General features: G+C 73.0%; 24 protein-coding genes. 14 read left to right on the top strand and 10 right to left on the bottom strand.

Annotated features, from left to right (window positions below):
* Window positions 1–67: 67 nt before the first annotated feature.
* On the top strand, window positions 68–1,618 hold the full coding sequence (locus tag ACZ58X_RS20690; RefSeq protein ID WP_470335071.1) for a choice-of-anchor A family protein: 1,551 nt from the start codon (window positions 68–70) through the stop codon (window positions 1,616–1,618).
* Window positions 1,619–1,696: 78 nt separating this feature from the next.
* Here the strand turns inward: ACZ58X_RS20690 and ACZ58X_RS20685 are convergent, their stop codons facing one another.
* Window positions 1,697–2,326, bottom strand: coding sequence for a TetR/AcrR family transcriptional regulator (locus ACZ58X_RS20685; RefSeq protein WP_470335070.1), 630 nt, complete (start codon window positions 2,324–2,326; stop codon window positions 1,697–1,699).
* A 76-nt stretch (window positions 2,327–2,402) separates the two neighbouring features.
* Between ACZ58X_RS20685 and ACZ58X_RS20680 the strand changes: the two genes are divergently transcribed.
* Window positions 2,403–3,362 (top strand): hypothetical protein, encoded by a 960-nt coding sequence (locus ACZ58X_RS20680; RefSeq protein WP_470335069.1) that lies wholly within the window; start codon window positions 2,403–2,405, stop codon window positions 3,360–3,362.
* Here ACZ58X_RS20680 and ACZ58X_RS20675 read toward each other — a convergent pair.
* The 5 genes from ACZ58X_RS20675 to ACZ58X_RS20655 all read right to left on the bottom strand — a co-directional run bounded on the left by ACZ58X_RS20675 (window position 3,347) and on the right by ACZ58X_RS20655 (window position 7,653).
* Complete coding sequence (locus tag ACZ58X_RS20675) at window positions 3,347–3,850, bottom strand: F0F1 ATP synthase subunit B family protein (protein WP_470335068.1); 504 nt, start codon at window positions 3,848–3,850, stop codon at window positions 3,347–3,349. The two genes, ACZ58X_RS20680 and ACZ58X_RS20675, sit on opposite strands and share 16 nt — an antisense overlap.
* A gap of 265 nt (window positions 3,851–4,115) precedes the next feature.
* Window positions 4,116–4,880, bottom strand: coding sequence for a glucose 1-dehydrogenase (locus ACZ58X_RS20670; protein WP_470335067.1), 765 nt, complete (start codon window positions 4,878–4,880; stop codon window positions 4,116–4,118).
* The gene (locus ACZ58X_RS20665; protein WP_470335066.1) at window positions 4,877–5,512 is read right to left on the bottom strand and encodes a TetR/AcrR family transcriptional regulator; all 636 of its coding nucleotides are present in this window, start codon (window positions 5,510–5,512) and stop codon (window positions 4,877–4,879) included. Before ACZ58X_RS20665 ends, ACZ58X_RS20670 begins: the two co-directional genes overlap by 4 nt.
* Before the next feature lie 54 nt (window positions 5,513–5,566).
* Window positions 5,567–6,793 (bottom strand): kynureninase, encoded by a 1,227-nt coding sequence (kynU, locus tag ACZ58X_RS20660; protein ID WP_470335065.1) that lies wholly within the window; start codon window positions 6,791–6,793, stop codon window positions 5,567–5,569.
* A gap of 29 nt (window positions 6,794–6,822) precedes the next feature.
* Window positions 6,823–7,653, bottom strand: a complete 831-nt coding sequence (locus ACZ58X_RS20655; RefSeq protein ID WP_470335064.1) for a tryptophan 2,3-dioxygenase — start codon at window positions 7,651–7,653, stop codon at window positions 6,823–6,825.
* Window positions 7,654–7,910: 257 nt separating this feature from the next.
* On the opposite strand from ACZ58X_RS20655, the gene ACZ58X_RS20650 reads away from it, so the two are divergent.
* Together ACZ58X_RS20650 and ACZ58X_RS20645 are read left to right on the top strand one after the other, a co-directional pair.
* Window positions 7,911–8,345 (top strand): Lrp/AsnC family transcriptional regulator, encoded by a 435-nt coding sequence (locus ACZ58X_RS20650; RefSeq protein WP_030288688.1) that lies wholly within the window; start codon window positions 7,911–7,913, stop codon window positions 8,343–8,345.
* A gap of 79 nt (window positions 8,346–8,424) precedes the next feature.
* Window positions 8,425–8,964, top strand: a complete 540-nt coding sequence (locus tag ACZ58X_RS20645) for an NADPH-dependent FMN reductase (RefSeq protein ID WP_470335063.1) — start codon at window positions 8,425–8,427, stop codon at window positions 8,962–8,964.
* 57 nt (window positions 8,965–9,021) lie between these two features.
* Here the strand turns inward: ACZ58X_RS20645 and ACZ58X_RS20640 are convergent, their stop codons facing one another.
* Window positions 9,022–9,654, bottom strand: coding sequence for a MarC family protein (locus ACZ58X_RS20640; protein WP_470335062.1), 633 nt, complete (start codon window positions 9,652–9,654; stop codon window positions 9,022–9,024).
* Window positions 9,655–9,778: 124 nt separating this feature from the next.
* Here ACZ58X_RS20640 and ACZ58X_RS20635 point away from each other — a divergent pair, with 124 nt between their 5' ends.
* The 3 genes from ACZ58X_RS20635 to ACZ58X_RS20625 all read left to right on the top strand — a co-directional run bounded on the left by ACZ58X_RS20635 (window position 9,779) and on the right by ACZ58X_RS20625 (window position 13,233).
* Entirely contained in the window at window positions 9,779–10,339 is a 561-nt protein-coding gene (locus ACZ58X_RS20635; protein ID WP_470335061.1) for a DoxX family protein, read from the top strand.
* 127 nt (window positions 10,340–10,466) lie between these two features.
* Window positions 10,467–11,096: an FxLYD domain-containing protein gene (locus tag ACZ58X_RS20630; RefSeq protein ID WP_470335060.1), complete on the top strand. Its 630-nt coding sequence runs from the start codon at window positions 10,467–10,469 to the stop codon at window positions 11,094–11,096.
* A 307-nt stretch (window positions 11,097–11,403) separates the two neighbouring features.
* Complete coding sequence (locus tag ACZ58X_RS20625; RefSeq protein ID WP_470335059.1) at window positions 11,404–13,233, top strand: glycosyl hydrolase family 18 protein; 1,830 nt, start codon at window positions 11,404–11,406, stop codon at window positions 13,231–13,233.
* Window positions 13,234–13,394: 161 nt separating this feature from the next.
* On the opposite strand, the gene ACZ58X_RS20620 is transcribed toward ACZ58X_RS20625, so the two are convergent.
* Window positions 13,395–13,976 carry a MarR family winged helix-turn-helix transcriptional regulator gene (locus ACZ58X_RS20620; protein ID WP_470335058.1) on the bottom strand — a complete coding sequence of 194 codons (582 nt, stop codon included), beginning with the start codon at window positions 13,974–13,976 and terminating at the stop codon, window positions 13,395–13,397.
* 142 nt (window positions 13,977–14,118) lie between these two features.
* Here ACZ58X_RS20620 and ACZ58X_RS20615 point away from each other — a divergent pair, with 142 nt between their 5' ends.
* The 4 genes from ACZ58X_RS20615 to ACZ58X_RS20600 all read left to right on the top strand — a co-directional run bounded on the left by ACZ58X_RS20615 (window position 14,119) and on the right by ACZ58X_RS20600 (window position 18,881).
* Entirely contained in the window at window positions 14,119–15,432 is a 1,314-nt protein-coding gene (locus ACZ58X_RS20615; RefSeq protein ID WP_470335057.1) for an MFS transporter, read from the top strand.
* 231 nt (window positions 15,433–15,663) lie between these two features.
* Window positions 15,664–17,280, top strand: a complete 1,617-nt coding sequence (locus tag ACZ58X_RS20610; protein WP_470335056.1) for a dolichyl-phosphate-mannose--protein mannosyltransferase — start codon at window positions 15,664–15,666, stop codon at window positions 17,278–17,280.
* Window positions 17,280–18,092 (top strand): ABC transporter permease, encoded by an 813-nt coding sequence (locus ACZ58X_RS20605; protein WP_470335143.1) that lies wholly within the window; start codon window positions 17,280–17,282, stop codon window positions 18,090–18,092. The genes ACZ58X_RS20610 and ACZ58X_RS20605 overlap by 1 nt, the downstream gene beginning before the upstream one ends.
* A gap of 204 nt (window positions 18,093–18,296) precedes the next feature.
* Window positions 18,297–18,881: a TMEM165/GDT1 family protein gene (locus ACZ58X_RS20600; RefSeq protein WP_470335055.1), complete on the top strand. Its 585-nt coding sequence runs from the start codon at window positions 18,297–18,299 to the stop codon at window positions 18,879–18,881.
* Between the two features lie 6 nt (window positions 18,882–18,887).
* On the opposite strand, the gene ACZ58X_RS20595 is transcribed toward ACZ58X_RS20600, so the two are convergent.
* Window positions 18,888–20,039: a peptidoglycan-binding protein gene (locus ACZ58X_RS20595; protein WP_470335054.1), complete on the bottom strand. Its 1,152-nt coding sequence runs from the start codon at window positions 20,037–20,039 to the stop codon at window positions 18,888–18,890.
* Between the two features lie 299 nt (window positions 20,040–20,338).
* On the opposite strand from ACZ58X_RS20595, the gene ACZ58X_RS20590 reads away from it, so the two are divergent.
* Window positions 20,339–22,414 (top strand): MDR family MFS transporter, encoded by a 2,076-nt coding sequence (locus ACZ58X_RS20590; RefSeq protein ID WP_470335053.1) that lies wholly within the window; start codon window positions 20,339–20,341, stop codon window positions 22,412–22,414.
* A gap of 27 nt (window positions 22,415–22,441) precedes the next feature.
* Here ACZ58X_RS20590 and ACZ58X_RS20585 read toward each other — a convergent pair whose 3' ends face one another.
* Window positions 22,442–22,933, bottom strand: a complete 492-nt coding sequence (locus tag ACZ58X_RS20585) for a MarR family winged helix-turn-helix transcriptional regulator (RefSeq protein ID WP_470335052.1) — start codon at window positions 22,931–22,933, stop codon at window positions 22,442–22,444.
* A 47-nt stretch (window positions 22,934–22,980) separates the two neighbouring features.
* Between ACZ58X_RS20585 and ACZ58X_RS20580 the strand changes: the two genes are divergently transcribed.
* Both ACZ58X_RS20580 and ACZ58X_RS20575 read left to right on the top strand, forming a co-directional pair.
* Window positions 22,981–23,391, top strand: coding sequence for a cupin domain-containing protein (locus ACZ58X_RS20580; protein WP_470335051.1), 411 nt, complete (start codon window positions 22,981–22,983; stop codon window positions 23,389–23,391).
* A gap of 130 nt (window positions 23,392–23,521) precedes the next feature.
* Complete coding sequence (locus tag ACZ58X_RS20575; RefSeq protein ID WP_188303748.1) at window positions 23,522–23,848, top strand: antibiotic biosynthesis monooxygenase family protein; 327 nt, start codon at window positions 23,522–23,524, stop codon at window positions 23,846–23,848.
* Window positions 23,849–23,873: the final 25 nt, after the last annotated feature.

Genomic DNA, 23,873 nt, shown 5'->3' with positions numbered 1-23,873 from the left:
TTTTCTCTGCGCGGAGGAATTGTCGATGGGTCAGGCCACCGGTTCGCCGGATCACCGAGCGACCGCCGTGAGAAGAACACCCGCCACCGGCCGTCGCCGGGCCGTCCGGATCGCCGTGGCGACCGCCGTCGCCGCGGTGCCGATGGCCGCCGTGCTGACGGTCGGTTCGGCCGCCCCGCTCGCCCCGCCGCTGGGTGCCTGCTCCGGCCCCGACTGCCCCGCCACCTGGCCACCGCCGAACAACGGCGACTTCACCGGACGGGACGCCACGATCAACGTCTTCACCGGAGGCGACTACACCGTCAACGGCCGGGCGGCCGAGGCCGAGGGCAAGATCGTCACGCTGGGGAACCTGACCGTCGACAAGAACGGCGGCGGCGTCTACAACATGGGCGTGGTGGGTGTCGGCTCGCGCGTCGCGCCACCCGACGGAAGCGACTTCGTCACCAGCGGCGGCAACGTCGACGTCAGGACCGGCAACTCGATCCTGATCGGTGGCAGCGACTCCCACGGCCCCGCCTTCGGCAACCTGCGCCACGCGGGCGGTGTCACCGGCACCGTCAGCATCGACCCCACCGGCCAGTCGATCCAGGACCCGAACGCCGCCGCGCCCTACCAGGACGTGCTGACCCAGATCGAGGAGGTCTCCGACTGCGTCGGGCGGGCCACCGCGACCGGCACCGTCGACGTCTCCGCCAGCCAGGCCACCTTCACCGGTGACGGCGTCAGCATGAAGCAGGTCTTCAACGTCAGCCAGAACCTGGCCTCGCCGAGCGGCGGCCAGATCGGCCTGGTCTTCAACAACATCCCGGCCGGGGCCACCGTCGTGGTGAACATGCTCGGGGACAGCCCGGTCATCAACACCTACACCGGCACCGGCCTGGCCGGCGACCAGACCACCGACATGCGCTCCAAGCTGATGTACAACTTCCCGACCGCGACCTCGCCCCAGATCCTCGGCAGCGCCCAGTTCCAGGGCTCGGTCATGGCCGGCAACCCGGGCAGCACCACGACCCTCGCCCAGCCGGGCATCAACGGCCGGGTGTACCTCGCGGGCAACCTGATCCACACCGGTACGGGCGGCTACGAGATCCACAGCTACCCGTTCGACGGGGATCTGCCGGACTGCCGGGTGACGCCGAGCCCGACGCCTACGTCCCCGTCGCCGACCTCTCCGTCGCCCACGTCGCCGTCGCCGACGTCTCCGTCCCCGACGTCCCCGAGCCCGACGTCCCCGTCCCCCACGTCGCCGTCGCCGACCTCTCCGTCCCCGACGTCTCCGAGTCCCACTTCGCCAAGCCCGACCTCCCCGTCCCCGACGTCTCCGAGTCCCACTTCGCCAAGCCCGACCTCCCCGTCCCCGACCTCCCCGTCCCCGAGCGCGAGCACCACCTCGGCGTCGGCCAGCGCGTCCACGTCGAGCGCGGGCCCGGCCCCGACCAGCCACCACCCGAGCAGCCACCACCCGACCGGCCACCACCCCGGCGGCAACGGCGAGTTGCCCTCGACCGGTGCGGGCGACGCGCCGGTGGTCTTCGGCCTGGCCGGTGTCGGCCTGCTCGGCCTGGGCGGCCTCGCCGTGCTGGCCGCCCGCCGCCGTCGGGGCCGCCACAGCTAGGGCGTGTCTGACACGCCCTGGTACCCCGGCCAGTGCCCTCGGGCCGCCCGCCTCCGTGGCCGGGCGGCCCGAGTCGTGTCAGTGTCCCGACGGGTACCCGGCGAGTCCGGCGGCGAGCAGGTCGAAGGCCCGGTCCACCGCTGTCCTGACGCGTTCCCGCACCTCCTCGGGCGGCTCCCCGGCGACCATCGCCCGCCGGATCTCGCCGAGCACCGCCCGGTGGGCCCCGGCGAGGGCGCCGGCCAGGATCTGGGGGAGGGGGTCCGCCGGTCCGGCGTCCGACTCCTCGGCCAGGGCGGCGGCCAGGGCCGCTTCGGAGCGTTCGCCGAGTTCGAGCAGCCGGGCCCGCAGGGCCGGGCTGTCCGCGATGATCCGCCAGAACGCGGCCATCCGGGGGTTGAGCCCGATCGTCGGCTCCCCGTCGGCGAGGCCCGCCAGCAGGTCGGCCCGGACGGCGTCCACGGCGGAGCTGTCGGCGGGCCGTCGGCGGACCACCTCGGCGAGGTGGCCGACGACCTCGTCCTGCCGGTCGAAGAACAGGTCCTCCTTGGTCGGGAAGTAGTTGAACACGGTATTGGGCGAGACCCCGGCGGCCCGGGCCACCTCGACCACGGTGACCCGGTCGAAGCCGTGCTCGGCGAACAGGCCCATGGCGGTGTCGGCCAGGAGTTCCCGGGTCTGCTGCTTCTTGAGTTCGCGAAGTCCCATGGCCGCATCGTAGCGCCGAATCATGGTGTCACTTAAAACTTGCAGTGACACCAAAAATATCGGCTACGGTGTCGCCATGACCTTCACCTTCGGCATCTACCCCGGCGGACTGCTCGGCGACGAGACCGGGCTGATCCATCCCGTCCGCCCCGACGATCCCGCGGAGATCACCACTGCCCTGCGCGAACTCCAGGGCGGAGCAGCCGAGTTGCTGGTGCGCGCCTACCGTCTCCATCCGGACGGCGCGCACACTCCGGAGCGGCCCGAGCAGTACGCCGTCGAGGGGCGGAAGCTCGACCTCGTGCTCCAGTTCCGCGAGCGCGGCGGGGAGTTGGCGGGCTGGCTGGACTTCGTCCGGCGGACCGTCCGGGCCGAGGGCTCCCGCCTCGCGCTCCTGCAGATCTGCGAGGAGCCCAACCTGGACCTGCCCGTCCTCGACGGCAGCATCCCGAACGTCCGGCGGGCGCTGGTCGAGGGCGTCGTCGTGGCCAAGGAGGAGGCGCTGGCCTGCGGTTACGAGCACCTGGCGGTCGGTTTCAACGCGGTGCCCTCGTTCGACCCCGCCGACACCTTCTGGCCGGAGCTGGGCCGGATCGCCGACGAGCGCTTCCACCGTGCCCTGGACTACGTCGGCCTGGACTTCTTCCCGGACGTCTTCCGCCCCGTCCCGGCGGACCGGATCGCGGACGCGGTGCGGGCGGTGCTCACCGGCTTCCGCGGCGACGCGCTCTCCCGGGCCGGGATCGGGCCGACCGTCCCGCTGCGGATCTGCGAGAACGGCTGGCCCACCGGTCCGGGGCGGAGCGAGGCCCGGCAGGCCGAGGTGGTGGAGCAGGTGGTCCGGGCGGTGGCCGGGTTGGCCGGTGAACTCGCCGTCCGGAGCTACTCGTTCTTCTCCCTCCGGGACGCCGACAGTGCCGGCCCCGGTCCGTTCCACCACTTCGGACTGCTCCGCGACGACTGGACGCGCAAGCCGGCCTTCGACGTCTACCGGCAACTGATAGCGGAGTTGACGAGCAGTCAGTCGGTCGGCTGAGCGAAGAACCGCTCCACCGTGCGGCGTCGGGCCGCGACGGTGTGCACCGGTTCGCCGACCACCCGGCCGGCCAGTGCGACGGCCAGTTCGCCGACGCCCTGCCGCAGTGCGTCGGCGGCTTCCGTCCGGTCGGCGGCGATCCGGACGCGGCCTGTGGTGAGGAGCAGTTCGCGGTCGCGGACGCCTTCGGCGCGGGCCGCCGCGATCGCCGCCGTGCCGCGCTCGGTGTACTCCTGGCGGATCCGGGCCGCCTGGTGCCGGGCCTCGGCGATCTCGTGCAGCGCCGCGCCCCGGACCGCCTCGGCCTCGGCGCGGACGGCCTCCGCCCGTTCGACCCGCCCCTCGGTCGCGTCCCATCGCTGGGCCCGCACCCGTTCGATGCGGGGGAGCAGGAAGATGCCGAGCGAGAACATGAGCAGGAAGAGCTGGGCCAGGCCGAGGACCAGCATGGAGGGATCCGGCTTGAGCGGGCCGAGTTCGATGTTCACGCCAACCTCCCCAGGGTGTGACGGATCGTCAAGAGATGGGTTTCCCTCGTGCGATGGCGGTCGAACTCCCGCTCGGGCATGAGCTGCGTCACGTCACCGGGCGCGCGGTGGCACGGGCGCACGGTGGCACCGGTCTCGCCGTGCCACCGGTCCCGCCGTGCCGCCGGTCCCGCCGTGCCGCCGGTCCCGCCGTGCCGCCGGTCCCGCCGTGCCGCCGGTCCCGCCGTGCCGCCGGTCCCGCCGTGCCGCCGGTCCCGTCGTGGGGCTACTGGCCCATGACGTACCGGACGGTCGGCCCGGTGGTCCAGCCGCCGTCCACCGCCAGCTCGGCGCCGGTGACGTAGGAGGAGTCGTCGGAGAGCAGGTAGACCACGGCGGTGGCGATCTCGGGTGCCTCGCCGACCCGGCCCATCGGGGTGTTGGGGTAGTTGCCCTCGCCGCGCTGGATGCCGACCGAGGCGGTCATCGGGGTGTAGGTCATGCCCGGGTGCACCGAGTTGACCCGGATCCGCTCGGTGCCGAGCTCCACCGCGCCGATCTTGCTGAGGCCGCGCACGCCCCACTTGGAGGCGCCGTAGCCGGCGGTGAGCGCCAGGCCCATCAGGCCGGCCGCCGAGGAGATGTTGACGATCGAGCCGCCGCCGGCTGCCCGCATCGCCGGGACGACGGTCTTCATCCCGATGAACACGCCGGTCAGGTTGATGTCCAGGACCTTGCGGAAGTGCTCGACGCTCTCGTCCGCGAGCAGCGAACCGGTGGAGATCCCGGCGTTGTTGACCAGGCCGTGCAGTGCGCCGAACTCCGCCACCGCGAAGTCCACCACGCGCTGCCAGTCCGCCTCGGAGGTGACGTCGTGCCGCACGAACCGGGCCCGCTCGCCGAGTTCGGCGGCGGTGGCCGCGCCGTCGTCCGCCAGCACGTCGGTGATCACCACGTCGGCGCCGGCCGCGACGGCGAGCCGGGCGGCCTCGGCGCCGAGGCCGCGGGCGCCGCCGGTGATCAGGACGGTCTTGCCGGTGAGGTCGTTCATGACGTGATCCTTCGGGGGGTGGGGGCGGAGAGCATGGCGGCGGACACCGTCACCAGGTCGGCGAGGAAGGTCTCCTCGTCCGTGAGGGGGGTGGACCGGGTGAGGTACTGCTGCGCCCGGTCGGCCAGGGCCGCGCCGATCAGGGTGAGGACCAGGTCGATCCGTTCCAGCCGGATCGGCTCCGGCAGCGCGGCGATCCGCTCCTCGATCAGCGCGATCAGCCGCCAGTAGCCGCCGCCCGCGAGGGTGGGGTGCGGGGTCCGGGTGCGGACCCCGCTGCTGTGGCTGACCTGGGCGGAGATCCGCAGGCAGTACCGGCCCTGCTCGGTGCGCAGTTCGGTGGCCTCGGCCGCGACCAGGGCGTCGAGCAGTCCGGGCAGGTCCGCGTCCGCGAGTGCGGGCAGACGCGGCGCGAGGGCCTGCTCGGTGCGGTCCTGGCGGGCGGCCATGATCGCGTCGAGCAGGCCCTCGCGGGAGCCGAAGTGGTACTGCACGGCGGACGGGTTGCCCTGCCCGGCCAGTCGGGTGATGTCCCTGGTCAGGGCGCCTTCCACGCCCCGGGTGGCGAAGAGTTCCTCCGCCGCCCGCAGCAGCCTCTCGCGGGTCTCGTGGCCCGCCGATGTCCTTGCCATGCGCCCCAGATTAATACTGCGCATTATTAGCGGCAAAGGACCCCCTGCCTCCGGTCAGGTCACCTCGCCCCGACGGGAGAACCGTTCCTCCCGCCACTCGCCGCTCGCCAGCACCTCGGCCAGCTGCCGGGCCGCGTCCCACACCTCGGTGTACGAGAGGTAGAGCGGGGTGAACCCGAAGCGCATCAGGTCCGGTGCGCGGAAGTCCCCGATCACCCCGCGCGCGATCAGCGCCTGGACCACCGGGTACCCGTCCGGGTGCCGCAGCGCGACCTGGCTGCCCCGCCGGGCGTGCTCACGCGGGGTCACCACCTCGATCCCGTCCAGGCCCTCGACCAGCGAGACGAACAGATCGGTCAGCGCCAGGCTCTTGGCCCGTACGGCGGCCAGGTCGGCCCGCTCCCAGATGTCCAGGGAGACCTCCAGCGAGGCCTGGCCGAGCAGCGAGGGCGAGCTGGTCAGGAAGCGCCCGATGCCCGGCTTGGGGTCGTACCCGGGCTCGAAGTCGAACGGGCGGGCGTGCCCGAACCAGCCGCTCAGCGGCTGCCGCGGACCGGCCGCCAGGTGCCGCTCGGCGACGTACAGGAAGGCCGGCGAGCCGGGGCCGGAGTTCAGGTACTTGTAGGTGCAGCCGACCGCGAAGTCGGCGTTGGCGGCGCCGAGTTCGACCGGCAGCGCGCCCACCGAGTGGCAGACGTCCCAGATCATCAGGGCGCCCGCGGCCTGTACCCGGGCGGTGATCCCGGGCATGTCCAGCAGTTCGCCGGTGCGGTAGTCCACGTGTGAGAGCACCACCGCGGCGACCTCGCCGTCCAGGTGCCGGTCCAGCTCCTCGGGGCGGATCAGCACGCTGCGCCCGCCCTCGACCAGGCCGGTCACGCCCTCGGCGATGTACAGGTCGGTCGGGAAGGCCTCGACGTCGCCGAGCACCGTGCGCCGCCCCGGGCGGAGCCGGAGCGCCGCCGCGAGGACCTTGAACAGGTTCACCGAGGTGGTGTCGCAGACGACCACCTCCGCCGGGTCGGCCCCGACCAGCGGCGCGATCCGCCGCCCCAGCCGGTACGGCTGCTCGAACCAGCCGGCCTCGTTCCAGCTGCGGATCAGCTCCCGGCCCCACTCCCGCTCGACCACCCGGGCCACCCGCTCGGGCGTGCGCACCGGCAGCGCGCCCAGTGAGTTGCCGTCCAGGTAGATCACCCCGTCCGGCAGGGCGAACTCCTCGCGGAACGCCGCCAGCGGGTCGACGGCGTCCAGCGCCGCGCAGTCCTCGCGCGTGGTCATGCCCGTTCTCTCCTTCGCCACCGGCTCGGTCACAGCTCGTCCCGGATCGTCCACAGCTCCGGGAACACGTCCTGCTCGGCCGCCTTGCGCAGCCAGGTCAGTCCGCTGGAACCGCCCGAGCCGGGCTTGGCGCCCATGGTCCGCTTGACCGAGCTGAGGTGCCGCTGGCGCCAGCGGGTGACCCGCTCGGCGACATCCAGCAGCGTCTCGGCGAGCGGCTGGAGGTCGGCGAACTCCGGCTCGGTGTAGACCCGGCGCCAGGCCGCGGCGACCTCCTCGGAGGGCCGGTAGCGCTGCTCCGAGACCGCCACGGGCACCGCCAGGCCGCGGCGGGCCAGCAGGCCGAGCACCTCGTCGTACAGGCCGGGGGAGCGCAGCACCTCGGCCAGCTCGGCCCTGGTCTCCGGCATCCCCTCGTACATGTTCAGCAGCGCGGCGTTCTTGTTGCCGAGCAGGAACTCCAGGTGCAGGAAGGCCGAGGACTGGAAGCCGGAGGCCTCGCCGAACAGGGCGCGGAAGGAGTTGAACTCCTGCGGCGTCATGGTGGCCAGCAGGTCCCAGGACTCCACCAGCACGTCCTGGACGTGGGTGCCGCGGCGCAGCGCGGCCCGCGCGGCGGTCGGGTCGTCCTCGCGCAGCGCCTGCCGGGCGATCGTCCACTCGTGCCGCAGCAGGTCGAAGAGCAGCTCCATCACCTGGGTGGTGACGATGAAGGACAGCTCGGCCGGCTCCTTGCTGCGCGGGTGCTGGAGGCTGTGCAGCTCCTCCAGGCGCACGTACTGCGCGTACGGGGTGCCCCGACCCGGTCGGCCGTCCCCACCGAACGACAGGTTGGGTGTCTCCACCGTGTCGTGCCCCATCCCGATCCCTCCTGCTCCGTCCGGGCCGCGTCGCCCGGGTCCGGTGGAGCGGACGGACGTCCTGGTTCCACCGGGGAGCCCATTGTGCGGCGCCGTGGTCCCCCGCTTGAATGGCCGACGAGCACCGCAACAGGGCTTCGGGTTGTCGTTCGCGAGGCGTTCGGTCGATCTGCTTTACGAATGAAAAACCGCTGATCACACCCGCTGATCACACCCGCTGATCACACCCGCTGATCACCACCGCTTCGGGAGCCCCCATGGACGCCGTCGACCGCCGACTGCTGGCCGAACTCCAGGCCGACGCCAGACTCTCGTACAACGAACTCTCCCGCCGGGTGAGCCTGTCCGCACCCGCGGTGGCCGAACGGGTCCGCCGCCTGGAGGCGGACGGCGTGATCAGCGGCTACCACGCCCACGTGGACCCCACCCGGGCCGGGCTGCCGATCACCGCGCTGGTCCAGGTGCAGTGCTACGGCCCGCGCTGCGTGCTGCGCGACCCCGAGGTGGCGACCTGGCCGGAGGTGCTGCAACTGCACCGGGTCACCGGCGGGGCCTGCTGCGTGCTGCTGGTCGCGGTCGCCACGATGGCCGAGTTCGAGGCGCTCTGTGACCGGCTCGGCGGGTACGGGCCGCCGGCCAGCTCGATGATCCTCTCCAGCCCGGTGCCCTGGCGGCCGCTGCTGCCGAGCTGACCCGGCGCGAGCCGGTCGGCCCGGGCCCGCCGGCCTCCGGCTGGCCTTGACGCGGACGTCAGGGAGTAGGTTCCTCGGCATGCCGAACGAGCGCCACATCCTGCTGCTGCCCGGGAGCCTGCGGGCCGGTTCCGCCAACGAGGCCGTGCTGCGCACCGCCGCCGCCGTGGCCGACGACCTGCCCGGCGTCCGGACCACGTACTACGCGGACCTGGCCGGGCTGCCGCACTTCAACCCGGACCACGACACCGACCCGCTGCCGGAGCCGGTGGCCGCGCTGCGGGCGGCGATCGAGGCGGCCGACGCGCTGCTCGTCTGCACCCCGGAGTACGCCGGGACGCTCCCGGGCTCGTTCAAGAACCTGCTGGACTGGACGGTCGGCGGAACCGAGATCTCGGACAAGCCCGCGGCCTGGATCAACTGCGCCGGGCCCGGCCGCGGTCTGGGCGCCGAGGCCACCCTGGGTACCGTCCTGGGCTACACCGGCGCGGCCGTGCTGGCGGAGGCCTGCGTGCGGATCCCGCTGGAGCGCGGCGCGGTCGGCCAGGACGGGCTGGTCGCCGACCCGCTGGTGCGCGGGCGGATCGGCGAGGTGCTGACCCGCCTGGCGGCCGGCTGAGCCCCACCCGAGCCCCCACCCGAGCCCCCGCCCGAGCGCCCGCCCGGGTGCTCCGGCTCAGTGCCCGGCGGGCAGCGGCACCCCGAGCCCGGCCAGGCCCTCCAGGAAGAGCTCGACGCCGACGGCCGCGAGCAGCAGCCCGAGCAGCCGGGACGCCACCTCCAGCGAGGTGCTGTGGGTGCGCTTCATCAGCGGCGCGAGCACGGCCACGCAGAGGTAGTTGAGCACCGCGACGGCCACGTACGCCCCGGCGACGGCCGCCTTCCAGCCCCAGTTGTCCTGGTTGAGGGAGGCGACCAGGACGGCGGTGATCGCGAGCGGGCTGGCGATGTACGGCAGCAGCAGTTCGCGGATGCCGTCCGCGAGCGGGTTGGACAGGTGCTCGTCGTCGTCGCCGTCCGCGCCGAGGTGGAGGCCGAAGACCAGCGCGACGGCGTAGACGAAGAAGATCGCCCCGCCGGCGAGCTGCAGCGACTGGTCGCTGATGTGGAAGAGCGTGGTCACCTCGTCCGCGCCGAAGCCGAGGACCAGGCCGATCAGCGCCGAGACGGCCGTGCTCCAGGCGGCCAGCCGCCGGAGCTCCCGGGTGCTGCGGTCCCCGGCCAGCCTGGCGAAGGTCAGCAGGGTCTTCGGCGGGCCGACCACGGCGAAGAAGGTGATGAAGGCGCTGCCCAGGTTGAAGACGAACATGCGCCCAGCATTCCTTGTCGGGGCCGGATTCGCCCGGATGGCGGCCCCGGGTCGAGCCTGCGGGCGCTCTCGGGTGCCATGGAGGTACGTACGACCACTCCCCTGGCGGAAACGAGGATGCGACATGTGCCTGAACCGTAGGGACCTGGGCCTGCTGGCCCTGCGCGGCGCGGTCGGCGGAGTGCTGATCGCGCACGGGACCCAGAAGCTGTTCGGCTGGTTCGGTGGCGGCGGCCTGGAGGGCACCACCCAGGCGATGGACCACATGGGCTTCCACCCGGCGCGGCAGAGCGCCATCGCGGCGGGCGTCGGCGAGGCGGGCGGCGGGGCGCTGCTGGTGGCCGGGCTGGCCACCCCGGCGGCCGGTGCGGTGGTGGCCGGGACGATGGCCGGGGCCGTGGCGGTGCACGCCCCGGCGGGCTTCTTCGCGATGTCCGGCGGCTACGAGTACCCGGCCTTCCTCGGCGCGACCGGTCTGGCGATCGGCCTGGCCGGCCCCGGGCGGTACTCGCTGGACCATCTGACCGGGCACGTCTTCGACCGGCCGTGGGTCGGCACGCTGGCCTTCGTGGCGAGTGCGGTGGGCGCGTACGGGGTGGTGGCGCGCCGCCGGCACCTGGTGCGGCTGCGCGAGGAGCGGGCGGCGGTGGAGGCGGACGAGCAGGAGGGCTCCGGGCTGTCCTGAGGATCGTTCCGGAAGGCCGCGGCCTCACCCGGAGGCACCACCCCTGCTGGCGGGGGCGGCGGGCGGCTCGGAGGGTGGGCGGGAGGTGTGCCGGGCAGCCCGGCGCCGGGAAGGAACGAGGATCCGCATGGACCGCCAGCCGCTCACCCGAGCCGCCTCCGGGCCGCGCCGCACCGAACGGCGCCCGGCCGCACCGACGAACCGTCACCACCGGCTGGTAGCAGGGGGGTTGGCGGCCGCCGTGCTGGGTTCGGCGGTGCTGGGTTCGGTGGTGCTGGCCGGCTGCTCCTCCGGCAAGAGCGCGCGCGGTGAGGCCTCCGCGGCGGCCGGGGAGGTGCAGAAGGCGGCGAGCGCCGCCGCCTCCGCCGCGTCGGCGCTGGCCTCGGCGGCCGGCGGGGCGGGCGGGCTGCTGGGCTCGGCGCAGGCCGAGGCCTCGGCGGCGGTCTCGGCGGCCTCCTCGGCGGTCTCCGGGATCAAGGGCGGGCTGGACGCCAAGGGGGACGTCTCGGTCGGCGCGGTGTCGACCGGCTCGGACGGCAGGCCGCAGGCGCAGCTGACCGTCACCAACCACGGTCAGGAGTCGTACCGGTACGTGGTCCAGGTGAACTTCACCGACGGGAGCGGCAAGCTGCTGGACGCGACCGCGGTGACCGTCCAGGACGTGGCGGCGGGCCAGAGCGCCCAGGCCACCGCGCAGGCCAATCGGGAGCTCAGCGGCACGGTGAAGGCCGAGGTGGCGAACGCCGTCCGGTTCTGAGCACCCCCGTTCCGGCCCCGGGCGCCGCCGTTCCGGGGCGGCTGCGGAACCTTAAGCGGGTCTCAAGGCCAACAGGACCCCTTGACGGGCGAGTTGGTCTAGTCCATTTTTATTGCCCAGGTGCAGGGAGCCCCTGAACCGGCGTCACCGGCCTCGTGCCGGGGGCGCCGGTTCGGCACATCCCGGTGTCCGTCATGGCCTGTCCGCTCGATTCCCACCCCTGATCTGTCATGTCCCGGTCGTCCGGCCCCACCCCGGACGCACCCCACCGGGCGACGGAACCCCCACACCCAGGAGTCACGCACCCATGCTGCGCTCACGCATTGAAAGGGCCGGGACCCCGGCTCCGGACGGGCCCCGCCGGCGCCGCCCGAAGAGCCTGGCCGCCATCGCGGCCGGCACCACCGCCTCCCTGCTGCTCGGCGCGGGCCTCGCGCTGTCCGGCGGCGGCGCGGCCAACGCCGCGACCACCAACTCCACCGGCGCGACCGCCACCAGCGGCGGCATCAAGGTCGCCTACTACGACCAGTGGTCGGTGTACGCCAACGCGTACTACCCGAAGACGATCCAGGACACCGGCGTGGCCGGGAAGCTGGACTACCTGATCTACGACTTCGCCAACATCTCGCCGACCGACCTGGGCTGTTTCGAGGCGACCAAGGCCGCCGACACCAACGACAACAACCCCAACGCCGGTGACGGCGCGGCCGACGCCTTCGCCGACTACCAGAAGAGCTTCGGCGCGGACATCTCGGTGGACGGCGTCGGCGACGTCTGGAACCAGCCGATCGCGGGCAACTTCAACCAGCTCAAGAAGCTCAAGGCGAAGAACCCCAACCTCAAGATCCTGCTGTCGATCGGCGGTTGGACCTACTCCAAGTACTTCTCGTCGGCGGCCGCCACGGACGCCTCGCGCAAGCACCTGGTCTCGTCCTGCCTCGACATGTTCATCAAGGGCAACCTCCCGTCCGACGCCGGCTACGGCGGTCCGGGCACGGGCAAGGGCGTCTTCGACGGCATCGACATCGACTGGGAGTACCCGGGCGGCGGCGGCCACACCGGCAACATCTCCAGCCCGGCCGACAAGCAGAACTTCACCCTGCTGCTGCAGGAGTTCCGCAACCAGCTGGACGCCCAGGGCAAGGCCGACAACAAGACCTACGCCCTCTCGGCGGCGGTCGGCGCCGGCCAGGACAAGATCATGAACGTCGAGACCGACAAGATCGGTCAGTACCTGACCTTCCTCGACGTCATGACCTACGACATGCACGGCGGCTGGGACCCCCAGGGTCCGACCAACCACCAGGCCCCGCTGTACTCCGGCCCGAACGACCCGTCGACCCCGGCCAAGCCGGGCAACGGCAAGTACTCGATCGACAACGCCATCAAGGCGTGGACGGTCGGCGACGCCCAGTACGGCATCCCCGGCGGCTTCCCGGCCAACAAGATCAACATGGGTGTGCCGTTCTACTACCGCGGCTGGACCGGCGTCCAGAACAACGGCAAGAACGGCCTCTTCCAGCCCGCCACCGCCCCGGCCGCCGGCGCCGCGATGTCCGGCAACGTCCCGGGCATCCAGATGTACAAGGAGCTGGCCGGCTTCGTCGACAACCCGTCCAAGACCTTCTGGGACGACGACGCCAAGGCCGCCTACTTCTACGACGGCACCACCTTCTGGAGCGGTGAGAACGCCAAGTCCGTCCAGGCCAAGCTGGACTACGCGCACTGCAACGGCCTCGGCGGCTCCTTCGCCTTCTCGCTGTACGACCTGGGTACCAACACCACCCTGTTCGACACGATGGTGAACGCCACCAACGGCTCCGCGGCCGGCTGCCCGGCCCCGCCGACCGGCACCCCGACGCCGACCCAGACCCCGACCGGCACGCCGACCGGGACCCCCACCGGCACTCCGACGGGCACCCCGACCGGCACGCCCACCGGGACCCCGACCGGCACCCCGACCACGCCGGCCACCTGCTCGGCCGCCCCGAGCTGGGACCCGAACGCCACCTACGCGGCCGGCGGCACCAAGGTCTCCTGGAAGGGCCACTACTACACCAACAAGTGGTGGACCAAGGGCGACGACCCGACCCAGAGCGGCCAGTGGGGCGTCTGGACCGACAACGGCCCCTGCTGACCCGCTGCCTGCTGACCTGCTGAGCGGCTGACCGCCCGGGGGCCCGACGGGCCCCGCGGCACCTGAACGAGCACGGAGTCCGGCCCGCCGGGGGAGCACCCCCGGCGGGCCGGACTCCGTCGTTCCGGGCCCGGGCCCGGGCCCGCGACCGCGACCGCGACTCAGGCCAGGTCGGCCGTGCGCCCGAGCGCGTCCGGCTGGCTCTCCTCGATCCGCCGCAGCATCCGGGCCAGCAGGCCGGACAGCGCGGTGCGCTCCTCGCCCGCGATGTCCTGCAGCAGCTCCTCCTCGAACACCGCCGCCATCCGCATCGACTCCAGCCACTTGTCGCGGCCGTTCTCGGTCAGCTCGATGATCACCCGCACCCGGTTGGACTCGTCCCGCTCCCGGGTGACCAGGTCCTCGGCCACCATCCGGTCGATCCGGTGGGTCATCGCGGCCGGGGTGAGCCCCAGCCGCTTCGCCAGCTCGCCCGGGCCCAGCCGGTAGGGGCTCCCGCTCACCACCAGCGCCTTGAGCACCTCCCACTCGGCGGAGGTGATCCCGAGCACAGTCAGCTGCCGGTCGTACGCGACGCCCATCCGCCGGGAGACCCGGTTGAGGGTCTGCACGATCGTCTCGACCTGGGGGTCGACGGTGGGGAACTCCCGCTGGTAGAGGGCCACTTGCTCGGAGATGCCGAGCTCCAGGGGAGTGGCCCGCGAGGGCTTGTCGGCAGCCGGCGACGGCTTGTCCGTAGTCATGCGGACCAGTGTCGCACGGGCGTGCACTCCTTAAGCCTTTGACTCCGCAGTCTTCCGGTGCTAAGACTTTATCTCGGCAGAGTTTAGGTCTGAAATCTTCTGGGCTCAAGAGTTCCAGTGGAAACAGGAAGGGATGTGCACGGTGACCGGCACGGTGAAGCAGCAGAGGCAGCAGCGACGTGGAGCGGGCGGCCCGCTGCGCCGCGTCCAGATCGGCAACGCGCTCAGCGCGTTCGGCAGCGGGTTCACGATGCCGTACATGTTCGTGTACGTGGACCAGGTGCGCGGGCTGGGTTCGCTGGCGGCCGGGATGGTGTTCACCGTCTTCGCGCTCGCGGCGCTCGCCGTCCTCCCGTTCACCGGGCGCGGCATCGACCGGTACGGTCCCCGTCCGGTGCTGCTGGCGGGTGCGGCCCTGGCCGCCACCGGCGCGTTCGCCTTCGGCCACGCCACCGGCACGCCGGCCCTGCTGGTCTCCTCGTTCCTGTTCGGCGCGGGTGTCACCACCTGCCAGCCGGCCCTCGCCACGATGATCGTCCGCTGTTCGACGGCCGCGACCCGCTCGCACGCCTTCGCGCTGCAGTTCACCCTGGTCAACCTGGGCATGGGCATCGGCGCACTGGTCGGCGGGCAGATCGTGAACGTCGCCGACCCGGCCAGCCTCACCCGGCTGTTCACCATCGAGGCGGTCACCTTCCTCGGCCTGGCCCTGGTCACCGGCACCGCCCGGATGCCGAAGGCCCAGCTGAGCGTCGTCCAGGACGCGGCGACCGGCCCGACCGGCCTGCGCGCCCTGCTCGCCGACAAGGCGATGGTGCGGCTCAGCATCCTCGCCGGGCTGATCTTCTTCACCTGCTACGGCCAGTTCGAGTCCGGTGTCGCGGCCTTCGCCACCGACACCGTCGGCACCGCGCCCTCCACCCTGGGCCTCGCGATCGGCGCCAACGCGGTCACCATCGTGGTGCTGCAGATGTTCATGGTGCGGATCACGGCGCGCCGCCGCCGCACCACCGCGATGGCCGCGGCCGGCGTGGTCTGGCTGGCTGCCTGGGCGATGGCCCTGGTCGCCGGCCTGATCCGGACCGAGACCATGGCCGCCACGGTCGCCATCGTCTCGATCTACGCCCTGTTCGGCGTCGGTGAGTCGCTGCTCGCGCCCACCATGGGCCCGATGGTCGCCGACCTCGCCCCGGCCCGGCTGCTCGGCACCTACAACGCCGGGTACGCCCTGGTGAAGCAGATCGCCATCGCGGTCGGCCCGGCCGTCGGCGTGCTGCTGGTCGGCTCCGGCACCTGGCCGCTCTACCTCGCGGCCATGGCGGGCTCGACGCTGCTGATCGTCGTACTGGCGCTGCGCCTGCGCCCGTACCTCACGGCCGAGCAGGACAACGCGGCCCCGGCCGTGGTCCGCACCCCGGCCCCGGTCCGGGAGCGGGAGCTGCAGACCGCCGCGTGACGGCGGCGGCCGAGTGATTCGGGCGCGTGAATCGGCCGCTTGTGCGGCCGTGTGTACGGCCGCTTGGACGGGCGCCGACCGGGTCACCTGGTCGGCGCCCGTCGCGCTTGGCTTCCCGGGCACGGCCACATAGTGTCAGTGGCTGTTGACCGCCCGGCCCCGGCCGGGGCAGCAGACCCGGGCCCGGTGCAGCAACCCCAGGGCCCCGCAGACAGGCGAATCGGCGAGGCTATGACGCAAGCGGCGCTCACGCACCCCCCGGCGGTCCAGGCCACCGCCGAACCGGACCCGGCACCGGCCCCGCGCGGCCTGCTGCGCTGGGCGGCCGACCGTTCCGGCTGGCTCGGCCCGATCGCCGTCGCGCTCTTCGCCGGCCTGCTGCGGTTCTGGAACCTCGGCTACCCCAACGCCTTCGTCTTCGACGAGACGTACTACCCCAAGGACGCCTGGTCCCTGCTCCAGCAGGGCTACGAGGGCACCTGGCCCGACCACGCCAACGCCGACATCCTGGCCGTCCCGCAGTCCGTCCCGCTCGGCTCCGCGCCCGAGTTCATCGCCCACCCGCCGCTCGGCAAGTGGGTGATGGCGGTCGGCGAGCAGCTGTTCGGACTGCACCCCTTCGGCTGGCGGTTCATGACCGCCCTGCTCGGCACCCTCACCGTGCTGATGCTGGCCCGGATCGGCCGCCGGCTCTTCGGCTCCACCCTGGTCGGCTGCACCGCCGCCCTGCTGATGTCCGTCGACGGCCTCCAGCTGGTGATGAGCCGGGTCGGCCTGCTCGACGGCATCCAGATGTTCTTCGTGCTCGCCTCCTTCGGCACCCTGCTGATCGACCGCGACCACGTCCGCGCCCGGCTCGCCGGGGTCACCGACGGCGACGAGGTGCGGCTCGGGTGGCGCCCCTGGCGGATCGCCGCCGGGGTGCTCATCGGCGCCGCCTGCGCCGTCAAGTGGAACGGCGCCCCGATCCTCGCCGCCTTCGGCGTCCTCACCGTGCTCTGGGACCAGTCCGGCCGCCGCGCCGCCGGCGCCCGCCATCCCTGGCGCTCCATGCTGCGCCGGGACGCCGTACCCGCCCTCCTCGCCATGGTCGGCTCGGCCGTGGTGGTGTACGTCGGCGCCTGGAGCGGCTGGCTGGCCAGTGGCGCCAACGGCGGGGGCGGCTACGACCGGCACTGGGCGGACGGCCGCGCCGGGCTCTCCCCGGACCGCGCCTTCGGCATCCCGCTGCCACAGGTCCCGATGACCTGGGTGCCCGCGCCGCTGCGCAGCCTGTGGCACTACCACTCGCAGATGTACGACTTCAACACCGGCCTGAGCACCCCGCACACCTACCAGTCCAACCCCTTCGCCTGGTTGGTCGACGGCCGCCCGGTCTCGATGTACTGGGAGCAGGTGCCGACCGGGACGCGCGGTTGCACCGCCCCCGGCGGCTGCGCGGCGCAGATCCTGGGCCTGGGCACCCCGTTCCTGTGGTGGGCGGCCTGCTTCGCGCTGGTCTACCTGCTGTGGCGCTGGTTCTTCCGCCGGGACTGGCGCTCGGGCGCCGTGCTGTGCGCGGTGGCCGGGATCTACCTGCCCTGGTTCCAGTACCAGGAGCGGACGATCTTCTCCTTCTACATGGTCGTGCTGGTGCCGTTCCTGTGCCTGGCCGTCGCCCAGATGCTCGGCGCGATCCTCGGCCCGGTGGGCTGCAGCCCCGAGCGCCGCCGGTACGGGGCGATCGCGGCCGGGCTGATCGTGCTCGCGGTCGTCGGCTGCTTCGCCTTCTTCTACCCGCTGTACACGGCGGAGGTGATCCCCATGTCGTCCTGGCAGGACCGGATGTGGTTCACCAGCTGGATCTGATGCCGCTGTCGGTACCGGTACCCGTACCGCTGGCGGCTTCGAGCGGCGGGCAGCTGCTGCCGGTCACCCCGGCGCTCGGGGTGGTCACCGCGGTGCTGCTGCTGGCCGCCGTGGCGGTGGCCGGTCGGGGCCTGCTCGGCCACGGGCGGGCGGTGGCGCGGGCCGGGCTGCGGGCGGTCGTCCAGCTGGCCGCCGTCGCCGCGGTGATCAGCTGGGTGGTCGCCTCGCTGTGGTGGTCGGCGCTGTTCGTGCTGCTGATGTTCACGGTCGCGGTGCGCACCGCCGGCCGGCGGATGACCCCGGGCCCCGGCTGGGTCTGGGCGGCTGCCCCGATCGGCGCCGGGGTGCTGCCGGTGCTCGCCCTGCTACTGGCCGTCGGGTTGCTGCCGCTCAAGGGACTGTCGGTGATCCCGGTCGCGGGCATCCTGATCGGCGGCGGGCTCACCGCCACCTCGCTCGCGGGCCGGCGCGCCCTGGACGAGCTGCGGCAGCGGCGCGGCGAGGTGGAGGCGGCGCTCGCGCTGGGCTTCGAGGAGCGGGACGCCCGGCTGGAGATCTGCCGGACGGCGGCCGCGACCTCGCTGGTCCCGGCACTGGACCAGACCCGCACCGTCGGCCTGGTCACCCTGCCCGGCGCCTTCGTCGGGATGCTGCTCGGCGGCGCCTCGCCGGTGCAGGCGGGCGCGGTGCAGCTGTTCGTGCTGATCGGGCTGCTGGCGGTGGAGTCGGTGGCGGTCGTGGTGGTGCTGGAGCTGGTCGGGCGGGGGCTGGTGACGGCCGACGCCGGACAGGGCGGCCACGGCGTCGGGTAGGCTGGAGCGCGTTGAAGGGGAGTAGCCCTCCACCGGACCGTCGACATACTGGCCCCCAGGGGCCCGGCGCCCGGGGCACCGCTCGATTGGCGGCTGCCGGCGAGACCTTCGGCCGCAGTGCTGTGACCATTTCCAGTGCTGTCGGGCCGAAGCGTCCCCTGACGGACCTGCGGAGGCCGGGCAGCCGACCGAGGGGTTCCTCCGATGAGTTTGACCGTTGCCGCGTTGACGTTCGGCATCATCTTCCTGGCCGAGCTGCCGGACAAGACCGCGCTGGCCAGCCTGGTGCTCGGCACCAAGTACCGGGCAAGCTACGTCTTCGCGGGCGTCGCCGCCGCGATGCTGCTCCAGGTGGTGCTGGCGCTGGCCGCCGGGCACCTGCTCTCGCTGCTGCCGCACCGCTGGGTGGAGGGCGTCACCGGGGTGCTGTTCCTGGTCGGCGCGGCGATGCTGCTGTTCCACGGCGGTGAGGACGAGGAGGGGCACGCGGCCAAGGAGCCGTCCTCGAACCGCTTCTGGAAGGTGGCCGGGACCAGCTTCGCGGTCGTCGCGGTCGCCGAGTTCGGCGACCTGACCCAGATCATGACCGCCAACCTGGCCGCCAAGTACGCCGACCCGCTGGCCGTCGGCCTGGGCTCCTGGCTGGCGCTCTGCGCGGTCGGCGGGATCGCCATCGTGGGCGGGCAGAAGCTGCTCAAGTACGTGCCGATGAAGCTGATCATCCGGGTGGCGGCGGCGATCATGGTGGTGCTGGCCGGGGTGAGCATTTTCGGGGCGATCACCGGCTGACGGTGGTCAGCAGGTGGTGCGGTTGTCCAGGGCCGCGCGGGTGTTGGGGCCGTAGACGCCCTTCTTGTCGCCCTGGACCCCCTGCATCCGCTGGAAGTAGCTGACGTAGCCGGCGGTGTCGCTGTCGTAGGTGCCGTTGATCGGCACGTCCATCCAGCACAGGACGGTCGCGAGCTTCGTCTGCATCGCCGAGACGTCCACGCCGGACATCCCGATCTGCAGGGTCCGTGGGGCCTGCGTCGGGGTCGGCGTGGGCGTGGGAGTCGGGGTCGGGGTCGGCGTGGGGGTGGGCGTCGGTGTCGGCGTGGGGGTCGGGGTGGGCGTCGGCGTGGGGGTGGGGGTCCTGGTGGGGCTCGGCCTGGCCGACCGGGTGGCGCTCGGGCTCGGCGTCTCGGGGGTCGGCGCGGGGTCGCTGGGCGCCGGGGCGGCCACGGTCGGCGGGTCCACCGGGGCGGGGGCGAGCGAGGTGGTGGGCGCCGGCTCGGCCCGTTTGGCCGGCTCGGAGGAGGGCGTCACGGCGTACGCGAGGCCGACGGTGAGCGCCAGCAGTCCGGCGCCGACGCCCGCGATCAGGCCCTTGCGCCCGGCGAAGGAGCCGCGCTCGGACTGCTCGGCGGCCCGGCGGGCGGCCCGGCCGCCGGTGGGGGCGGAGTCGGGTGCGGGGGCCCCGTGGTCGAACGGGAAGTAGCCGAGTTCGTCCCCGGAGCCGCCCGGACCGGGCCGGGCCGCCGACGGGACCGGGGGCAGGACGGTGGTGGCACCGTTGCCGTACGCGTCCGGCGCGGGGCCCGGGACGGGCGGCAGGACGGTCGTCGCGTAGGCGTCCGCGTCCGGCCCGAGCGGGGGCGTGACCGGCGGCTGCGGCTGCGGCTGCTGGGCGTGCTGGGCGTGCTGCGCCTGCTGGACCGGACGCATCGTCGGCTGCACCGGCGCGACCGGGGGCAGCACGGTGGTCGCGAACGGGTCGGCCGTCAGCGGCGGCTCGTCGGCGACCTGCTCGGGCGCCTGCGGCACGTACGGGCGGACCAGCGGCGGGCCCTCCAGGTGGGGGAGGACGGCGGTCTCGTCGAGGCTCCGGTCGTCGAGGCCCCGGTCGGGGAGGCAGCTGCACCCGGTGGAGCGTGCGGTGCCGCACGTCGGGCAGTGCTGGTCCGGCATCGGCCGGTCCTCCTCGGTTCTCGGGTCTCGCGATCGGGCCTGATTATGCAGGACGCCCCGGAGGGGTGACAGGGGCGTCCGGCCTCCGGCGGGGGTGTTGTGCCGGTTGGTGGTGGTTGGCCCCGGGGGAAACCGCCGGGACGTGTGCGATGGGTCCGGTGCTTACGTTCGGCTCAACCCGGCGGAGCAAAACGTGACATATCTGCCAGCATGGGAAACAGGGAGTGATCATCCACCCGGGCGTCCGGTCGTCCGGCCCCGCGACCCGACGGAGAGGCCATGCCGCCTGTGGAGACGTCATGACGGAGCCGCGCGCCGCGAGCGGGCGGAGTCCGGCGCACCCGCCCGGCCCGCCCGAGGTCACCGCCGCCAACCTCTGGGTGCCGATCGGGGCCCTGCTGCTGGCGATGCTGCTCGCCGCCCTCGACCAGACCATCGTCTCCACCGCGCTGCCCACCATCGTCAGCGACCTCGGCGGCCTGGACCACCTCTCCTGGGTGGTCACCGCCTACCTGCTGGCCTCCACCGCCGCCACCCCGCTCTGGGGCAAGCTCGGCGACATGTACGGCCGGAAGCGGTTCTTCCAGGCCTCCATCGTGATCTTCCTGATCGGCTCGGTGCTCTGCGGAGTCGCCCAGAACATGGGCGAGTTGATCGCCTTCCGGGCGCTCCAGGGCCTGGGCGGTGGTGGGTTGATGGTGCTCTCCCAGGCGATCGTCGGCGACCTCGTCGCGCCCCGGGACCGCGGCCGGTACCAGGGCCTCTTCGGCGCCGTCTTCGGTGTCACCAGCGTCCTCGGGCCGCTGCTCGGCGGGCTGTTCGTCGACCACCTCAGCTGGCGCTGGGTGTTCTACGTCAACCTGCCGATCGGCGTGGTCGCCCTGGTGGTGATCGCGGCCGTGCTGCACGGCGCGGAGGCCCGGCGCGAGCACCGGATCGACTACCTCGGCACCGCGCTGATCGCCGCCGTCGCCACCTGCCTGGTGCTGATGACCTCGCTCGGCGGCACCACCTGGGCCTGGAGCTCCTGGCAGGTCGTCGGCCTGGGCGTGCTCGGCCTGGCGCTGCTGCTCGTCTTCGTCCAGGTGGAGAGCTCGGCCGCCGAGCCGGTTCTGCCGCTGCGGCTGTTCCGCTCGCGGACGTTCAGCCTGGTCGCGGTGATCTCCTTCGTGGTCGGTTTCGCGATGTTCGGCGCTCTCACCTACCTGCCGACCTTCCTCCAGGTGGTCCAGCAGGTCTCGCCCACCATGTCCGGCATCCACATGCTGCCGATGGTGCTCGGGATGCTGCTCACCTCGATCGGCTCCGGCCAGATCGTCGCCCGCACCGGCCACTACCGGGTCTTCCCGATCGCCGGGACGGCCGTCACCGCGGTCGGCCTGCTGCTGCTCTCCCGGCTCGACGAGCACAGCGGCACCGCCGAGATGAGCCTCTACTTCCTGGTGTTCGGCCTCGGACTGGGCCTGGTGATGCAGGTGCTGGTGCTGATCGTGCAGAACTCGGTCGGCTACCAGGACCTCGGGGTGGCCACCGCCGGCGCCACCTTCTTCCGCTCCATCGGCGCCTCCTTCGGCGTCTCCATCTTCGGGACGGTCTTCGCCAGCGGCCTGCGCTCCCGGCTCGCCGACGCCCTGGCCGGGCAGCCGCTGCCGCCGGGCTTCCGGGTGGAGGCGATCACCGCCGATCCGCGCCTGATCACCCGGCTGCCCGCGGCCCTCCAGGCCGGCGTCCACCACGCCTACGCCGAGTCGATCACCCGGGTGTTCCTCTACGCGGTGCCCGTCGCGGTGGTCGCCTTCGTGCTGTCGCTGTTCCTGCGCGAGCAGAAGCTGCGCTCCACGGTGACCGCGCCCGACCTCAGCGAGTCGATCGGGATCAACCCGGTCGAGCGCTCCTCCCTGGACGAGATCGCCCGCGCGCTGTCCGTCCTGGGCACCCGGGAGGCCCGGCGCGACCTCTTCCGGCGGATCACCGCCACCGCCGGGCTCGACCTGCGGCCCGCCTCCAGCTGGCTGCTCCTGCAGATGCACCACCACGGCTCGGTGGAGCCCGCCGAACTGGCCGAGCGGCGGGTCGTCCCGGTCTCGGTCGTCGAGGAGGCCGTCCGGGAGGTGGAGGGCCGCGGGCTCGCCGCCCGCACCGGTGGCCTGCCGTTGCGGCTCACCGAACCGGGGGCGGAGGCGGCGCTGCGCCTGGTCGCGGCCCGGCGCACCCAGCTCGCGGAACTGCTGGGGGACTGGGACGAGCGGCAGTACGAGGACCTCGCCGCACTCCTCACCCGGCTCAGCTCCACGCTCTGCGCCGACCGGCGGGACCGGCCGGATCCGCCGACCGGTCCGCAGCAGCCGTACCGGGGGGAGGGGCGGTCGTTCTAGCCGTTCCGCGCGTCGGTGCGGTGTCCCTCACGGGCTGCCGAACCAGCGCGGGGTGTCGAGCCGGAACGGGTCGCCGGGGGCGAGCAGCCGCAGGCCGTCCTCGATCCGGCGGAGCTGCTCCTCGCCGAGGGTGGCGGACCACTCGGTGCGCAGTTCCTCGAAGATCCGTGCCGAGCGGACCAGGCAGTCCACGCCCCGGTCGGTGAGCCGGACCACCTTGCGGCGGGCGTCGGCGGGGTCGCTGCCGCGCTCGACGTAGCCGAGCTGCTCCAGGGTCTCGACGGTCTTGCCCGCGGCCTGCTTGGAGACGCCGAGCCGGCGGCCGAGTTCGACGGCGGTGGTGCCCCGGGGGCCGATCGCCTGGAAGACGAAGCCGTGCATCGGGCGCAGGTCCGGGTGCCCTTCGCGGGCGATCCGCTCGTGCAGTTCGTCGATGATCGTGCGGAAGGCCAGCAGCAGGCGCAGCGGCAGCTCGAAGCCGGGCGGGGCGGGTTCGCTTGACACGATAGACAACCTCATTGACCATATAGACAACGACATTGTCCATCTTAAGGGGTTCCTTCGCCATGCCCGTGATCCGCTCCGCCGACGCCCGTCGCACCGAGACCCCGAACGCCGTCATGACCACCCTCGCCTCGCCCACCCAGGGCGCGACCGCCCTCGCCCAGTGGCGGGTCGAGATGCCCGCCGACCGGCAGGGCCCGCTGCACGCCATGGACACCGAGCAGATCTGGACCCTGCTGGCCGGCTCGGCCGAGGTCGACCTCGCGGGCGAGACCCTGACGGTCGCCGCCGGCGACACCCTCGCCCTCCCCGCCGACGTGCCCCGCCGCATCACTACCGCCGAAGGCTTCACCGCCCTCGTCGCCTCCCCGTCCCCCTCCCACGCCTACAACCCCGACGCCCGCACCCCCGAGGGCGCCTGCACCCTCGCCCCGCGCGACGCCGACCGCCTGCTCCCGGCCTGGATCGCCTGAGCCGGCGCCCCGCCACCTGCGGCCCCCAGGGCCCGCAGCGCCCGACCGGCGGGGTGTGAGGTGTAGCAGACTGCTCGGGAGCAACCGAGCCGACGGCCGTACGGGCCCCGGCGGATCAGTGAGGAGCGGCATGTCCGTCGTCAAGATCAACGTACTGACGGTGCCCGCCGAGCAGCGCGAGGTGCTGGAGCAGCGCTTCGCCTCGCGGGCCGGCGCGGTGGAGAACTCCGACGGCTTCGAGTGGTTCGAGCTGCTGCGCCCGGTCGAGGGGACCGACCAGTACCTGGTCTACACCCGCTGGCGCAGCGAGGAGGACTTCAAGGCCTGGATGGAGGGCCCGATGCAGGCCGCCCACCGCGGTGGCGGCGAGGGTGGCGAGGCCCCGAAGCGGCCGGCCGCGTCCGGGTCCACGCTGTGGTCCTTCGAGGTCGTGCAGTCGGCGGGCCCGAAGGCCTGACCCGGCAGGTGGGTGGAGGCGGACG

It is taken from the genome of Kitasatospora sp. NPDC040550 (assembly GCF_055594965.1).
This window is presented reverse-complemented; position numbering and strand designations above follow the sequence as displayed.

Bases quoted from the DNA above. Each gene is read 5' to 3' on its own strand.
- ACZ58X_RS20680 (WP_470335069.1), top strand. From the start codon at position 2,403: ATGACCTTCACCTTCGGCATCTACCCCGGCGGACTGCTCGGCGACGAG.
- ACZ58X_RS20645 (WP_470335063.1), top strand. From the start codon at position 8,425: ATGCCGAACGAGCGCCACATCCTGCTGCTGCCCGGGAGCCTGCGGGCC.
- ACZ58X_RS20625 (WP_470335059.1), top strand. From the start codon at position 11,404: ATGCTGCGCTCACGCATTGAAAGGGCCGGGACCCCGGCTCCGGACGGG.
- ACZ58X_RS20595 (WP_470335054.1), bottom strand. From the start codon at position 20,039: ATGCCGGACCAGCACTGCCCGACGTGCGGCACCGCACGCTCCACCGGG.
- ACZ58X_RS20575 (WP_188303748.1), top strand. From the start codon at position 23,522: ATGTCCGTCGTCAAGATCAACGTACTGACGGTGCCCGCCGAGCAGCGC.
- ACZ58X_RS20610 (WP_470335056.1), top strand. From the start codon at position 15,664: ATGACGCAAGCGGCGCTCACGCACCCCCCGGCGGTCCAGGCCACCGCC.
- ACZ58X_RS20605 (WP_470335143.1), top strand. From the start codon at position 17,280: ATGCCGCTGTCGGTACCGGTACCCGTACCGCTGGCGGCTTCGAGCGGC.
- ACZ58X_RS20640 (WP_470335062.1), bottom strand. From the start codon at position 9,654: ATGTTCGTCTTCAACCTGGGCAGCGCCTTCATCACCTTCTTCGCCGTG.
- ACZ58X_RS20665 (WP_470335066.1), bottom strand. From the start codon at position 5,512: ATGGCAAGGACATCGGCGGGCCACGAGACCCGCGAGAGGCTGCTGCGG.
- ACZ58X_RS20685 (WP_470335070.1), bottom strand. From the start codon at position 2,326: ATGGGACTTCGCGAACTCAAGAAGCAGCAGACCCGGGAACTCCTGGCC.
- ACZ58X_RS20590 (WP_470335053.1), top strand. From the start codon at position 20,339: ATGACGGAGCCGCGCGCCGCGAGCGGGCGGAGTCCGGCGCACCCGCCC.
- ACZ58X_RS20620 (WP_470335058.1), bottom strand. From the start codon at position 13,976: ATGACTACGGACAAGCCGTCGCCGGCTGCCGACAAGCCCTCGCGGGCC.
- ACZ58X_RS20580 (WP_470335051.1), top strand. From the start codon at position 22,981: ATGCCCGTGATCCGCTCCGCCGACGCCCGTCGCACCGAGACCCCGAAC.
- ACZ58X_RS20670 (WP_470335067.1), bottom strand. From the start codon at position 4,880: ATGAACGACCTCACCGGCAAGACCGTCCTGATCACCGGCGGCGCCCGC.
- ACZ58X_RS20650 (WP_030288688.1), top strand. From the start codon at position 7,911: ATGGACGCCGTCGACCGCCGACTGCTGGCCGAACTCCAGGCCGACGCC.
- ACZ58X_RS20585 (WP_470335052.1), bottom strand. From the start codon at position 22,933: ATGAGGTTGTCTATCGTGTCAAGCGAACCCGCCCCGCCCGGCTTCGAG.
- ACZ58X_RS20630 (WP_470335060.1), top strand. From the start codon at position 10,467: ATGGACCGCCAGCCGCTCACCCGAGCCGCCTCCGGGCCGCGCCGCACC.
- ACZ58X_RS20635 (WP_470335061.1), top strand. From the start codon at position 9,779: ATGTGCCTGAACCGTAGGGACCTGGGCCTGCTGGCCCTGCGCGGCGCG.
- kynU (WP_470335065.1), bottom strand. From the start codon at position 6,793: ATGACCACGCGCGAGGACTGCGCGGCGCTGGACGCCGTCGACCCGCTG.
- ACZ58X_RS20655 (WP_470335064.1), bottom strand. From the start codon at position 7,653: ATGGGGCACGACACGGTGGAGACACCCAACCTGTCGTTCGGTGGGGAC.
- ACZ58X_RS20600 (WP_470335055.1), top strand. From the start codon at position 18,297: ATGAGTTTGACCGTTGCCGCGTTGACGTTCGGCATCATCTTCCTGGCC.